The organism is Photorhabdus sp. P32 (assembly GCF_038085095.1).
Classification (GTDB): Bacteria; Pseudomonadota; Gammaproteobacteria; order Enterobacterales; family Enterobacteriaceae; genus Photorhabdus; species Photorhabdus luminescens.
Genome location: NZ_JAZGJN010000240.1, coordinates 1 through 13671, shown reverse-complemented (window position 1 = coordinate 13671; position 13671 = coordinate 1). Strand labels below are relative to the sequence as shown.

Annotated in this window: 12 protein-coding genes and 1 pseudogene; all 13 read right to left on the bottom strand. The window is 46.8% G+C overall.

The features are described 5' to 3' along the window. Nucleotides 1–72: 72 nt before the first annotated feature. Nucleotides 73–1671, bottom strand: a complete 1599-nt coding sequence (tssA, locus tag V2H77_RS07890; protein ID WP_341498369.1) for a type VI secretion system protein TssA — start codon at nucleotides 1669–1671, stop codon at nucleotides 73–75. Between the two features lie 2 nt (nucleotides 1672–1673). Further along, nucleotides 1674–1805 (bottom strand): hypothetical protein, encoded by a 132-nt coding sequence (locus V2H77_RS07885; RefSeq protein WP_341498368.1) that lies wholly within the window; start codon nucleotides 1803–1805, stop codon nucleotides 1674–1676. Between the two features lie 34 nt (nucleotides 1806–1839). Continuing rightward, on the bottom strand, nucleotides 1840–2607 hold the full coding sequence (locus tag V2H77_RS07880) for a hypothetical protein (protein ID WP_341498367.1): 768 nt from the start codon (nucleotides 2605–2607) through the stop codon (nucleotides 1840–1842). Between the two features lie 193 nt (nucleotides 2608–2800). Further along, nucleotides 2801–3013, bottom strand: a complete 213-nt coding sequence (locus V2H77_RS07875) for a hypothetical protein (RefSeq protein ID WP_341498366.1) — start codon at nucleotides 3011–3013, stop codon at nucleotides 2801–2803. Beyond that, nucleotides 3010–3354, bottom strand: coding sequence for a hypothetical protein (locus V2H77_RS07870; protein WP_341498365.1), 345 nt, complete (start codon nucleotides 3352–3354; stop codon nucleotides 3010–3012). Before V2H77_RS07870 ends, V2H77_RS07875 begins: the two co-directional genes overlap by 4 nt. Before the next feature lie 205 nt (nucleotides 3355–3559). Beyond that, entirely contained in the window at nucleotides 3560–4051 is a 492-nt protein-coding gene (locus V2H77_RS07865; RefSeq protein ID WP_049584517.1) for an Hcp family type VI secretion system effector, read from the bottom strand. Between the two features lie 796 nt (nucleotides 4052–4847). Continuing rightward, the gene (locus V2H77_RS07860) at nucleotides 4848–8225 is read right to left on the bottom strand and encodes an ImcF-related family protein (RefSeq protein WP_341498364.1); all 3378 of its coding nucleotides are present in this window, start codon (nucleotides 8223–8225) and stop codon (nucleotides 4848–4850) included. After that, complete coding sequence (locus V2H77_RS07855) at nucleotides 8222–9475, bottom strand: hypothetical protein (RefSeq protein WP_341498363.1); 1254 nt, start codon at nucleotides 9473–9475, stop codon at nucleotides 8222–8224. The genes V2H77_RS07860 and V2H77_RS07855 overlap by 4 nt, the downstream gene beginning before the upstream one ends. 3 nt (nucleotides 9476–9478) lie before the next feature. Continuing rightward, on the bottom strand, nucleotides 9479–9736 hold the full coding sequence (locus V2H77_RS07850) for a PAAR domain-containing protein (RefSeq protein WP_341498362.1): 258 nt from the start codon (nucleotides 9734–9736) through the stop codon (nucleotides 9479–9481). Next, nucleotides 9733–10506: a hypothetical protein gene (locus V2H77_RS07845; protein ID WP_341498361.1), complete on the bottom strand. Its 774-nt coding sequence runs from the start codon at nucleotides 10504–10506 to the stop codon at nucleotides 9733–9735. Before V2H77_RS07845 ends, V2H77_RS07850 begins: the two co-directional genes overlap by 4 nt. Before the next feature lie 363 nt (nucleotides 10507–10869). Then, a complete protein-coding gene (locus V2H77_RS07840; protein ID WP_341498360.1) occupies nucleotides 10870–11934 on the bottom strand; it encodes a DUF6708 domain-containing protein in 1065 nt (354 codons plus the stop codon). A gap of 2 nt (nucleotides 11935–11936) precedes the next feature. Then, nucleotides 11937–13007, bottom strand: coding sequence for a DUF6708 domain-containing protein (locus V2H77_RS07835; RefSeq protein ID WP_341498359.1), 1071 nt, complete (start codon nucleotides 13005–13007; stop codon nucleotides 11937–11939). A gap of 2 nt (nucleotides 13008–13009) precedes the next feature. After that, nucleotides 13010–13671 (bottom strand): annotated as a pseudogene (locus V2H77_RS07830) (hypothetical protein); the annotation flags it as partial.

Genomic DNA, 13671 nt, shown 5'->3' with positions numbered 1-13671 from the left:
ATAAAACGAAAAGGAATAAAACAAGTTGAGAAGGCGCGTATGGCGGCGCCGACAACTGATAAGCAGAGTCAATCACCCGCAAAGTACCGACGCTCTGACCGGATCAATCGCCACCAATCCCGCCAGCAGCGTCTCCATCCGTTGCGCCATCCTCGCTTTATCATGTTCACTGCGTTGGGCTTTCATGCGCAGCAACTTAAGCAGACACGCTTTCACCTCAAACATCAGTTCCGGCTCCCATTCGCCAAGATTGAATTGCTCATCGGCGTCAAGCTCAGTCAGTAAATGCAGCGCCATTTCATTTTTGCCGTATTGCTCAGCCACCCGCGCCATCAGCAAACGCTGCAACCAGCGGCAGCGCGCCCCATTGATGCCAGGCAATTGCCCCAACCAACGTAACGCCGCGTCAATGCCTTCGCTGTCCGCCAGTTGCAGCGCTTCCGCCTCCAGCGCCAAAACATCATCATCGTGTCGAGGTTGCGCCGGTAAATGCTCAAACTGCCAATCTGCCTGATGGTCATGAACCTGTTGGGTTATCCAGTTGGCGGTCACCTCATCGGCAAAAGGCGTTCCATCGTTATAGGCCAGACTCTCCAGCCCCGGCAGCCGTTCAAGCAGTATTCTCAAATCGTGTTTCATGATGTCCGCCCAACTTTCATAAGGGCAGCCTAATCGACTCAATGCCTGACAGAGATACCATTGCAAATCCAGCCAAAAATGATTCACCCCTTCCGCAAACAGGCGCTCGACCTGTTCCAATAACTCATGCCAGTTCTGTTGCCGGTAAAGCCGCTTTAACTGGGCGCGATATTCAGTACGGGGAGGAACCAAACGGGTACGCTCATCAGCATCCTGTGGTGGTAACTGATGTACGGTATCCCAACGGACGCTACGTATCAGCCGGGCAGAAGAGAGCCAACCTTGAGGCTGATCGCGCAGATAACGCACCAATTCACGCGCTTGATCCAGCAGATCACGCCCAGATTGCACCTGACGCCAAACCGGCGGCTTGCCCGGCGCTGATACATTGCTCTGCCCCGTCGATGGCGGTACTGGAGCGGCAGTTTGCGGCACCACCGCACTCACGCCGCCGGACTGAGCCAATCGGTTCTCCAGTGTTCTTGCCAGCCCAACGATGCTTGGACGAGATTCTTCATCCCAAGAGGAAAATGATTGTTCCAGTAACGCCAACGCAGCCAGAATATGGTCAAAGTCAGTCCGATTTACCTCTGGATAGCGTGATAAACTGTCCCGCATTTTGGCGCCAGTCAGCCACTCCAGCGCCGCTTTACGGCTGCTAGCCCGACTGGGTAGCAGGGCTTCGCCAAAACGATCCGCCAATCCAGCCAATAGCGCCAACCCTTCCGCCAGACCGCGCTCCCCCTCACCATGCAGACGGGCCCACACATAGTAGGTCGCCACGCGAACATCTTTGCACCGGGTGGTCAACAGCTTTTCCGCCAGTTGACAAATCAGAGCGGTATCAACGCCACTGAGTTTATTGACCTCCTCCCGCATACACAGAAAATCATCTTCATAGACCGGATCACTGCCAGTGGGCGCATCGGTACTAATGGGTAACAACCAGTTTTCCCATAGCGCCGCGTTCTGCCGCGCTTCTGCCAACGCATCACGTTCAACAAAACAACTCTCAATTAGCTGTTGCAGCATCTTTATATTCTCCTTTGACGCTGAATATCTCTGTCAGCCATTGAAACTTGTTTTATTTCAACTAAAGAGACAGCAATAACTTCACCATCGCTATTAAGCTGATCGCTCAAGCGAATAACACCTTTAAACATCATGAACCCTATATCATTAAGGATAAATTTTTCACATTTAGAACGTGATAATATTATCGTTCGGATTATTCAATGCTGCCTGTGAAAGCAGCTTGATGACTTTTATAAGGTCGTCTCTTTCGACAAATTTCTTTGAGAATACAATGTCGATTTTTTTATTTAAATTAACAGCAACCAGTACACTGTTTTCACGATCCTCCACCCTATTAATACAGCCATAGGGCAAGAAAATAGTTTTACTCAACGCGGTGGGTGTTAATAAAAAGCCCCCGTCTGTCTCGGCAAAGAAATAACGACCTTCTGTTTTACGATATGAGAGACAATGCATAGCCGTCATCATCATACAAATACTCATCGCGCCCTTCATTGGCATAATCAGCGTTATGCAACCAAAAATACACATCCTTTTCCAATACTTATCCCGTACAAAATAGACCGCGGAATCGGGAGTCACATTACCTGCCTGATATTGATATTCATAGAATGGGGATAGTGCAACTCGTTGAATTAACAACAAACACCCAATGAAATAAACCGCGCCAAATGGAAAAAGACAAGCTGTAATAAACGAACTGATTTTCGCATACTTTGGCGCTTTGAGAATAACAAACAGATTAACCACCTCCAGAAAAATAAAAATCAACATCAAAGCATTGAATATCGATAATTTAGCAACAAGATGTTGCTCTTCATAAGAAAGAACAAAATAACCAGCACCAGCTACCTTTATAGCAACCAGTAAGACAACATAGGTTAATACATTAATAGCTAAACCTACCCAAACTATTTTATAGATCTGATTCACAAAAAAACCTTAATTTACACAAAATTACAAACAAACCGAATAAAAATAGATAAAACTTTACATTGGATAATTCGTTACTGAATTCCCCAAAGAAAAGTAATCTCTTAATATCTCTACGTCTCGTTATAGATAATCCCGAAGACTCCCCATTACATGCTCTCTTTAATTTTCCTCCACGGCTTTATTACTTGAATTAGTAATAGTAGTAATAGCTGGAATAACAGCTCTTATCTGGTAAAACCCGCTTACTACCCTTATTCAACTTTCCATCCGGGGAATTAGCTTTGATTTTCCTTAACCTCTTCAGTTCAGGGATTTTAGCTTGAAAATTCATTATTTCCTGCTCTGCTGCTTTTTTGCTATCGGGAAAATTGATGGCTTCTTTATAAGGACGATGGATACTCATGAGATATCCTTGATTGCGTCAGCAAAACTTTTACGTTGTTTTTCACACAACGCATTTCGTTGCGACTCAAAGTAAATAGATTGCGTGGATTGCAAACCCTTTGCTGGTTCCAAACCAAAAACACAACTTCTGCACCATTTTTGTAAATCATTTTCAGAAAAATATGTCACTAACACTTCAACAAGGAAAATAAGGAGCATTGCTTCCCAACTGCACAGCCAAACAAGATATTCCCACGCCAGAAGCCTTGCTACTCGTTTAACGAGCAAACTTTTAGAAGAAAGTAATGCCCTTTCAACTAAAACCTCTAAACACATCCAACAAAATGATTGATTCATCACAACATCATCCTGGTTCTTTGAGGGAATACTCTGGGTCATTAGGTATCTCTTAAATTCCACCGAGCTACGACCATGCGTAACTCTCGGTAAAATTTATTTACCTAACGAGATCACCTCGCCCGGTATCCCATTTAACAGGCACCGCAACAACACCGGCGCCTGTTAGATTTAAAGTGGCCGGCATAACCGCCAGCCCATCAACCCATTACGCCTGATTGCGCTCATTCCACGCATCAGAGTGAATGATGTTGCCGTCTTTGTACGTCCAGGTGATTTTTTCGTAACGAAGCTCGACACGTTCCAGATGGTTGTGCTTCTCTTTGGTCGGATCTTTGATGTCATGCATCAGAGGCGCCACTTTTACCACCTTCACGTTGTTCAGATGAGTGATGAAATAGACCTTCTCCTGACCAGCATCATCAATTTGGTACCACTTGAATTCCGCCGATTTCAGGGTCTGACCAGACGTCACCGCTTTATACAGATACGGGCTAGACGCATCGACCTCTTTAGTGAACACCAACGGCGCATGCACACGAGTGCCGGTCAGCTTGCCGGTATTGTTATCCGTCGGGATATGTAACGCATGTTCCAGCGCCACAACCTCGATACTGCCCTCCCGGTTGTGTACATCCACCGAGCCTTTAATGTCGGCGCCGCCGTCATCTTTCAACCATAAATACGCAGGGATTGCCATACCCATAACTCCTCTATTATTGAATGGGTAATGCCACCAATATCGGTGACGTGATTAAAACCCCAACCGAATAAATCCTCGGTTGTCATCCCCGGTAAATTCGGGGAACAGTCAATAGATGCCGGTATTTCCTTATTCAGCAGTTAACCGGGAGAAGAATAATCGTATAGCCTGGCACATGCGTTTAAATTAATAGTTCCATTAACTACATAGACAGTTACTGAATAATCCATATCCTCCATGCGAGTGCATATTAAAATCAAGTCTTTTTTTATTAAATAGCACAATATGCTTAATATCAACGGCGAAAACCATCCTATTTAAACCAAATATAAACAGGATTTAATTTGTTTATATAAAAATATTGCATTGATTTAAATAATATGAAATCAATTCACCTTTCTTATATTCATTTCGTTCAAAATCATTGAAATAAAGTCTATTTTGATATTATTTTCAATATATTAAATAATATCAAAACACTCACCTTATGACTAACATTCACTATCACCAATACGTTACCGATGCGTAAAAAAGGAATGATTCTCAGTTATATTCTGCGAATGAGAATAGATTGCATTATTTAGCATCATCCCATTAATAATAGATTACCCCTGATTCAGGGCAGCAATTACCCTGCCTCATAATAAAGCATTACAGACAAATAGGAATATCACGATGATATGCTTATAAAATATTGAAACCGAATGAATGGCTGAACTCAGTGACCTATTCTGGCAATAACCGGTAATATCACGCCATTTATCACCTCCAGTTTATTCCGTCAAATAAGCGATTATTCTGCTCCCCAGTCGTTATTATTTATCTCCGATTCAGCCAGAGTATTTCCCCTATTCTCCTCAAAAATCGTTTTCGGTAATATAAAACCCCGCAGTTTCAGCAACGCCAGCGGCCCTTTCCCCACTTCGGTACGTAATACCCAGGTCAGCGGTAACCCCTCTGGCGTGGTAAATCTCAGCCGGTAACGACTGTCATCCAGCATCTGCACCTGTGCCGCCTCCAGCCAGCGCATCAATCCCCACGTCCCCGGATACTCGCCATACAACCGGGCTCCCGTATTCACGCCGGTCCAGGTCAGCGCCACGCCGGGATTATCTTCGTCTCCCGGCCAGCGTAAACGCTGCCAGCTCTCCATCTGGTTAAAGTAACGCAACCGCTGACTATCTATCGTCAGGTCCGTTTCCGCCACATCACGCACCGGTTTCGCCCGCAATTCAAATCGTATTCCCTCGCTGCCGTTAGCAAACAGCACATCCGCGACCTGACTCAGTTTATTTATCGCAGTTAAAAAGGCCGGGTTAATATGCAGTCCCTGACTGTTCACTTCATCCACCACCCAATGTTTACCCTCTTTATGCAGCACCCCGCCTAACTGACTGTGCAGAAACTGCTCTATCCGCCCGCTATCGGCCCGAATAAACTGCCCGAGCATCGGCAACGACGCCTCATCTTGTCCCGCCACAAACGGGTAACGTCCGTTAAAGTCGGTCTGCCAGTCCGCCGCCACCGCCGACTGCCATTGCGCATTCAGACTGGCCGCCGCCGGCTGTAATACCGTCTGCCACGCCTCAGTTAACGGCTGCACAAACACCGTCTGACCAAATCCGTTCCACTCCGCTCCCAGACTGGCGGCTATCAAACTGCCGTAGGTCCGCGTGTCTGTCAGTTCCACGCTTTTCCCCTGAAACACACTCTGCGCCAGCGCTTCCATCACCGCCGGCGGGTCATCCGTATTCGCCAGTTGTTGCAGCGCCAGACGCACCCGGGTTACCCGCGTCAGGAAGGTTTGCAGACTGAGTGACGGGTCCGCCGTCAGCCCGTTTTCCCCGGTGCTTTTACCCATCAGCGCTAATAACGGACCAAACGTGTTATCCAGCGGCCCCGATGGCATACGGGTCTGGTCGTCAATCATTGGCAGCTTATTTTTCTGGAACAGGTTTTGTGCCGATTTCATCAGCGAATCCGCTAACGCCGCTCCCGGTTGCCCGGTTTCTCCCTGATAAGCCAGCGTATCCATCAGGGCAATCAACGGCGACTGACGCGCATCCGCCATCAGGGTTAACTGGTCTATGGTGTCGGACAGGTTATGGGCTTTATGCCAGCGCAGACTGTTGAGGAAATTCAGCCACGCTCCGGCGAAGTCAGTAAAATAACGCTCCGTCAACCGGGCTTTCAGCTCCGCCGGCGACACTGCCTTCAATACCGGCTGACGGCCATCGCTGAGCACCCAGTCAATCTCTTCCTGCCGGGACGCCGCCACCTGCGCTATCGCTTTTTGTACCTGCCCTTCCCATGCCTGACGGGTAAACATCCCCGGTACGACCTGACCGGTGGTAAACAGGCGGCTCGCATCCGTCGCCCCGGTCATCTGCGCCAGCCTTAAATCCCCGTAACTGTGGGCCACCTGTTGCAGCATTTTCTGGTACAGCATACTCTCCGCATGACGCTGACCAAGTTGATTGAGCAATATCTGACGCACTTCGCCAACCAGCCCGTTATCCACGCTGATTTTCCACTCCGGGTGGCGCGGTAAATTCTCCGCATAAAACGCCAGCAGCGATTCGCCGGTGTTTTGCCACAGGCCATCCGTCACTCCGGCCCGGCGCGGCCAGTCCGCCATCAGTACCCGGCTCATCACCGCCGCATCCGCTTTCTCCGGCCGGGCCATCATCAGATACACTTTCAGCTGGTTATACGCCGATGTGATACGCTGATGACGCTGTGCGCTGCCCGCCGGTAAATTCACCAGTTCGGTCAAACGCTGATGGAGCAACCGGGCAGCGGCATCACGTATCAATTCGGCATTGTTGCGCTGATACACCGGCCACATCATTTTCAGCAGGGCATCATTCTGATTGAGCCCGAAACCGCTGTACCACGGCGTCCCCTGCGCTGACTGGCGCTGCAACCGGTCAATCTGCAATTGCAAGTCATGCTGACTGAGCAGACGGGCCGATAAGGTTCCCTGATGGTCACTGGCCGCGCTGATCCGTTCACGACTGACCGCTATCTGATGGCGGTTAACCCCAAATGAAGTCACACTGCCCGCGCCCCACAATGCCGCCAGCGCTATCACCCCCCACTGGGCGCTTTTCTCCCACGGGAAACCCACCGCCTGTCCCCGGATATCGCGCACATGCTCCAGCACACCATTCCAGCTGGCATCCACCAGCCAGCCATGTTCCACCATCCCGGACGGCACCGGCAGCGGTAAACTGAACGTCACTCCCGCCAGCATTAGCGGCGGCCGGTCTAACAACGGCGTCAACTGGGTCACCAGACGCGTCACCCCGCCATCCCGCAAAGACTGCGCCAGCCGCAACAGAAAATCGTGACGATTTTCCGCTATCGCCTGTTCCATGCCCCGGTTCGCCAGCGTCGGTATCAAACTATGCAGATTCTGCGCCAGCCTCTCCGGCGTCTCCCCGGCTGACAGAAAACAGCCCACCGTCTGAGTTGGCCGGTCGCGCTGGTCCCAGTTGCTGTGACGCACATTCCACACATACACCGGCGCCTGCCAGCCAAGCTGTTGCCCCTGTTTCTCCAGCATGCGCAACGCGGTCTCTATCTGCGTCCGCTGGCTGAGTTGGTCTTCGGTCTTCGCCCACACCACCCCATCCAGCGGGCGACGGCGACGCAACTGGCGCAACGCCTGTAACTGCGCTTTATCCGGCGGCGTCTGCAAACTGCCGCCCCACAGCAACAGGTTGTGCTCGCCTTCCTGCCAGTGTTGCGCTGTCAGCCCGGGCGCAATGGCTTCCACTTGTTCCGGTTCACCGGCGACCATTAAAATACGCACCTTAAACCGCCAGAAAAAACCATAACGACGGCACAAATGGCGAGTCAATTCTCTGAATACCGGATCAGGTTCAGCAGATGTAGATACCGTTTCAGGCACCTCATTTTGTCGCCGCCAATAGCGGAAAGCGGTACGAGCATCATGGACAAACAAACGTGTTATCAGAACAGAAATCAGAAAAAACAGCACACTGGCAATCAATACATAACATTGAAATGCCAGTTGTTTTTCTAATAACGGCTGCCCCTGTATGTTTAACCACTCCGGCTTAAACCATATCATCAGACTACAGGCGGTTATCAGTACCAGCGGTAATCCAAAAATACCCCAGAATAACGTCATATATTTCTTCATACTGCCTCCAGTGTTTCCGCCGGTTTAATCACCATAAACCAAGGAATAAGCCTATCGGGCGCAGGCGTACTCATGACTAATTGCGCCTGCTTGTGGGTGGTTACGGCATCAATAGCGACGGCAGCCGCTAACCAAGGGGAAGCTATGCCGGTGAAACCGGTTTGAACGTCAATATCACACTGCCTTTCAGTCTGTTTCCCCACATTGGGCAGTTGATCAATTAATGGCGTAAAGATCGCCTGAGATTGGTTATCGCAGCCCATACCTGAAAACCACAGTTGATGAATTGAGTCAGCCGAAATATCAGCCCATAGCAACGCCTGCGACAATGCATATTTCATATCATCATCTTGGGTAAGTTCAGGCCGGTGTATGATGGCTTGTATCGCAGAGATAGGTTCAAGTTGTGGTACGAACAGGGTAGATTGGCGAATGGGTATTGAATTCAGCAATAACCCAACAGCAGCATCACCTTGACCATCCATCACTTCTGTCGCAAGCCGAATAGCGACTATCAGCAAAACTGCATTATGGCGGGAGGTATCCAGCCAGCTATCAATAATATCCAGCCCCGTTCCCGGTAATATTGATAGCGGAGTCCTGATGCCCGAAGCTTCCCAGACTGACTGCCAGACCGCTTCATATTCCGCAGCATCTAAACCCGCATCAATCTGTAACGACGAGAAAACCGTATAATGAACAGGTAACTGACGCAGCGCAGCGGTCAGTGTCTCATCAGCTAACAGCGCCGCCATTTTTTCGTAAAGCAGCTCACGGCTCGGATGTTCTGGCATGTCGAAACGTGTCTGACGCACGACCTGACCATCAGCCATATCCACCCATGAAGGTAATACCGCCTTTTGCGCCATTAACTGTGTCGCCAGTGAACCTGTCATCACGGTTTGAGGAAGATCAACCACATGAGCCAGCACATTTAAATGTCGCTGACCTCGCTGCGTCTCCTGATATAAACAGACCTCGCGCTCATAATCCCAACTGTCAGACCATATCTGGCAGATCTGGTAACACAAGCACCGGATGCCAAAAGCGCCGGCCCAGGCCAGAAATGGAAAAACCAGAAAACAGCACCAGAACCAAGGGGTATGAATTGGCGCGCCGGCGGGCCAGTACATAACGGCGGCGCAACCACCCAATGATATGAATATCATCAGCGCAATTAGCCAGCGTTTTATTATCGGCCCCGGCTTACGCTCTGCCGGTATGGGAATAGCACTCATATCTACGGGCATACATTAACTCACTGTCGCAGTGTTTAAAGAGGTCATCAGTGTGCAGCCGCAACCACAGCGATGACCATGAAAGGCCACCGGCAAGCCGTTATCTTTTAGCGTGGGATGACCTTCGATAATCGTGGTATTACCGTGTTTCGGACAGGAAACCGGATCGGTTTTACGTGCAACCCCAAGACCGCTAAATTTCATTTTCTGCGAACCACTCAGCACCTGACCGCCATGAGTGGTTTTATCGTGAATACGGATAACGCCTTTCATTCTATAGCCCCTTGTTGTGTTAATTTTTTTTCAATTTCTTCAATATCGGCATGATCATCAGAGGTTCTAATAAGGTCACGCTTAATATTCACCATTTCTTTCAATGAATGAGTCTGGATAATAAAGCTAATTGTCTTTTCACCTTTTTTCTTCATCGCCACCTGTTCACAACCTACCTGATAGGTTTTACTGAATAAGGAAGGTGTAATTACCAATTGATCGCCATAAATACCCAACACAGGCCGATTAGTCAGGCGAATACCGTTAATGGCAGATACGATTGCAGCAACCACTAATAATACTCCCATCGAAGCTGTAATACTGAATATACTGAATTGCACAACAGCAGCCACACCTAATATGGCCGCAACGAGATAAAAACGTTCCTGACGAAAATGAAGGTAAGGAGAAAGTTGCTTTTTATTTGCTGAATTAAATAACGGTAACTCGGCAAAGCGTAAGTTATTATAACTCATAAGAAAACCGATTATATACACACATCCCACCGGAAGCGTTATAAAGCCAGACAACATAGCCAAAAAGAGCGCCAGCTTTTTATGAACGAAAAGCAATAATACACTGACCGCCTGTATCGCAATAGCAATAGCTATCAGTTGAGCAATAGGGTAAAGCTCTTTAAAAACCTCTTGCTCCTGATAATCTAAACCATTTAGCGTCGCCTGTTGTGACTGCAAATAATAAAAAAACCCTCCGATAGCGATCAAATCAATAATCAAACCTAACCACAGAATTATACTCAACTTCTTCATAAGAACTCCAATCAATCATTTTAACTAAACTTACGGTTTCTCTTGTACTACACAATACTTTCTCTCAGGCGAGCGGAAGCCATTAACGCATTGTTAATTTCGATTTTCCCTTCTTGGGATAACTTAATGATTATTCCTTTCGATTTTTACTTTCTTACTTTTAATCTCACGCTATCTAACTACCTTTGACCCGAATTCTATTCAGTGATTGAGGAATGAGTTCTGCTTTTAGACTCAAACAGAAGTAAAAAACAGGAATATTCCAAAGCAACACTATATTCGCCATTATATTACCTCACTTTCAACATAACAAAAATAAAAACCAGTAGCAATAAGGGATATACAATCTTTCTAATTGCATAATTACACCTCTGCCGAAGTTGAATGAGCCATTGCAATTTTCTCTTGCAAACGGGTATATGCTGAGAATTGGCGATCATATAATGCCTGACGTTCTTCCCGCTCCTGATTCGCCAAAACATAACGCCATAAATGCACGGGATTATTATCAGCGCTGACATTAATCGGGTCATCAGGATCAACCTGACAAGCCTCTTCCACTTCCTGAGGCCATTGCGGTATTTTGCTGGTCTGCATAGCAATATAACGGGTAACACTGGCAATTAGAGCACACGGCAGCTTTATGACTCCCAAAATCCAGTCCAAACGCGAATTCATCCGCATCAGATACTGTAATCCAAAAATATAACTTTCTTTCTGTTTCTCAATAGGAGGGCATAAAGCAATAATATCCGCCTGCTCCTGTAAACACTCTTCCTCCATATAACAACGGATAAACTCCCAATAGCCCTGTATTATGTCTTCCCTCCAGCCAGAAAGCCCAAGACTAAATGTCTCTAATACCGTTCTTTGATCGTCCGCCAAAACATGACCATCGATACTCCATTCCCACCTCCTATCTCTTTCCTCAGTCCGGGTAAAAAACACATCCTTCCACGGAACCGATAATACTGTGCCATTAAAACGGTAAACATGGATCATCTGGGTTTTGCGGTTAAATCGAATTGGGTAATGTGTCTTGGCAAACCATTCTTTCAGGGTAAACTTAGCAATAAGATACGGAAGCAGAGATATAAGAGGTAAGAGAATCAGAGGACTTGACAGAAATTCAAAATCTCCCTTTATACATTGGTAAATTATGCAACCAATAGAAAATAAGACTATTCCTAAGCAACAAAAAAATACCGTTACATTCACAGAACTAATGAATCCCTTATCTCGGTAATATTTATCTACCGTTTCCATATAAGTAGAATTCATCCGGATCACCGTATCGTGATCAGTAATATACTGACCATATTTACCAATTATCTGAGTTGGTTTTCCTTGGTAAAGCTGATTTTCCTTTTCTTCCCAAACCAAAGGACGATTCAGTTCATAAGGGATATACAATCCTTTTAATTGCATAACTACGCCTCCGCCGAAGTTGAATGAGCCATTGCAATTTTCTCTTGCAAACGGGTATATGCTGAGAATTGGCGATCATATAATGCCTGACGTTCTTCCCGCGCCTGATTCGCCAAAACATAACGCCATAAATGCACGGGATTATTATCAGCGCTGACATTAATCGGGTCATCAGGATCAACCTGACAAGCCTCTTCCACTTCTTGGGGCCATTGTGGTATTTTGCTGGTCTGCATCGCAATATAACGGGTAACACTGGTAATTAGAGCACATAACAGTATCATAAATCCAAAAAGCCAGTCCAAACGAGACCCCATCCGCATCAGATACTGTAATCCAAAAATATAACTTTCTTTCTGTTTCTCAATGGGAGGACATAAAGCGATAATATCCGCCTGCTCCTGTAAACACTCTTCCTCCATATAACAACGAATAAACTCCCAATAACCCGGCATCAATTCCAAACCACCAGAAAGCCCCAGACTAAATGTCTCTAATACTGTTTCCTGATCGTCTGCCAGAATATGGCCGCTGATACTCCATTCCGGCCACTTACCCCCTCCTATTGTTGGGGTAAAAAACACCTCTTTCCAGGGAACCGATAATACTGTGCCATCAAAACGGTAAACATGGATCATTTGGGTTTTGCGGTTAAATCGAATTGGATAGTGTGTCTTAGCAAACCACTCTTTTAAGATAAACTTGCCACTGAAATACAAAAAAAACACAGTTGCAGGAATCATAATCATGAACCCTATTAATGTATTTTCTTTAATTGCTCCATTCAAAATAGATAGATAGATCGCTTTTCCAGTAAAATATAAAGCCATTCCTAAGTAACCCAAAAATACCGTTGCATTAAGAAAACTCACGAATCCCTTCTCTCTATAATACTTATCTACCGTTTCCATATAAGTGGAATTCATACGTATTACCGTATCGTGATCAACAATATACTGACCATATTTAGCAGTTATCTGAGTTGGTTTTCCCTGACAAAGTTGATCACGTCTTTCACCCCTAGTCAAAGGACGATTCAATTTATAAGGGTTATACAAAATATTCCATTTCATAACTACGCCTCCGCTGAAGTCATTAATTTATTAAAAGCATCCATTTCCATTCTGCTATCTGGCCAGATAACAGGAATATCCTCTTCACCTGCCGGAATTTTGCGCCACAAGCAAGCCATCAACCATTTCTGGATATCATCTTTCTTCTTCATCGCCAGATAAATATTGGCACCAAAGTAAAACAACAAGGTAATAACAATACCTACCGGCCCCAAGGAACAGAAAACCAATAACCCTCCACTTATCGCAGAGACCAGATAGGCAATTCCCAAACTTATATTGCCTTTATTAAAAACCTCATCCCAAGCATGATACCCATCCCATAACACCCCAACGATCCCAGCCAAAGATCCAAGGCATTTTACCCTCCCAATCCACGTTATTACCTCGGTCAGCAGTTTTTCCCCCAAGACAGAACTCAGCAGAGGCTTTAACCTAAGCACCTGAAAATTATTCAACAACCGTTCACAAGTTTCAGCGATAGCTCCCATTGCGGCGACCAGATCCGCCGCAAATCGGGTACATGCCTCTGTATTTTCCTTGGGCCATCCCGCCGCGCGCAATGCGGAAATCTGCCACGCCAGAGAGAAGGTACAGCCGATAAAAGGCGGGACGCTTGCCAACTGCTCGGCCGCACTCTTGACAGAACTGGCCTCTAACTGCG

Coding starts and splice junctions, on each gene's coding strand:
- V2H77_RS07860 (WP_341498364.1), bottom strand. CDS start 8,225: ATGAAGAAATATATGACGTTATTCTGGGGTATTTTTGGATTACCGCTG.
- V2H77_RS07845 (WP_341498361.1), bottom strand. CDS start 10,506: ATGAAGAAGTTGAGTATAATTCTGTGGTTAGGTTTGATTATTGATTTG.
- V2H77_RS07875 (WP_341498366.1), bottom strand. CDS start 3,013: ATGAGTATCCATCGTCCTTATAAAGAAGCCATCAATTTTCCCGATAGC.
- V2H77_RS07850 (WP_341498362.1), bottom strand. CDS start 9,736: ATGAAAGGCGTTATCCGTATTCACGATAAAACCACTCATGGCGGTCAG.
- V2H77_RS07840 (WP_341498360.1), bottom strand. CDS start 11,934: ATGCAATTAAAAGGATTGTATATCCCTTATGAACTGAATCGTCCTTTG.
- V2H77_RS07835 (WP_341498359.1), bottom strand. CDS start 13,007: ATGAAATGGAATATTTTGTATAACCCTTATAAATTGAATCGTCCTTTG.
- V2H77_RS07885 (WP_341498368.1), bottom strand. CDS start 1,805: ATGATGTTTAAAGGTGTTATTCGCTTGAGCGATCAGCTTAATAGCGAT.
- tssA (WP_341498369.1), bottom strand. CDS start 1,671: ATGCTGCAACAGCTAATTGAGAGTTGTTTTGTTGAACGTGATGCGTTG.
- V2H77_RS07865 (WP_049584517.1), bottom strand. CDS start 4,051: ATGGCAATCCCTGCGTATTTATGGTTGAAAGATGACGGCGGCGCCGAC.
- V2H77_RS07855 (WP_341498363.1), bottom strand. CDS start 9,475: ATGCCCGTAGATATGAGTGCTATTCCCATACCGGCAGAGCGTAAGCCG.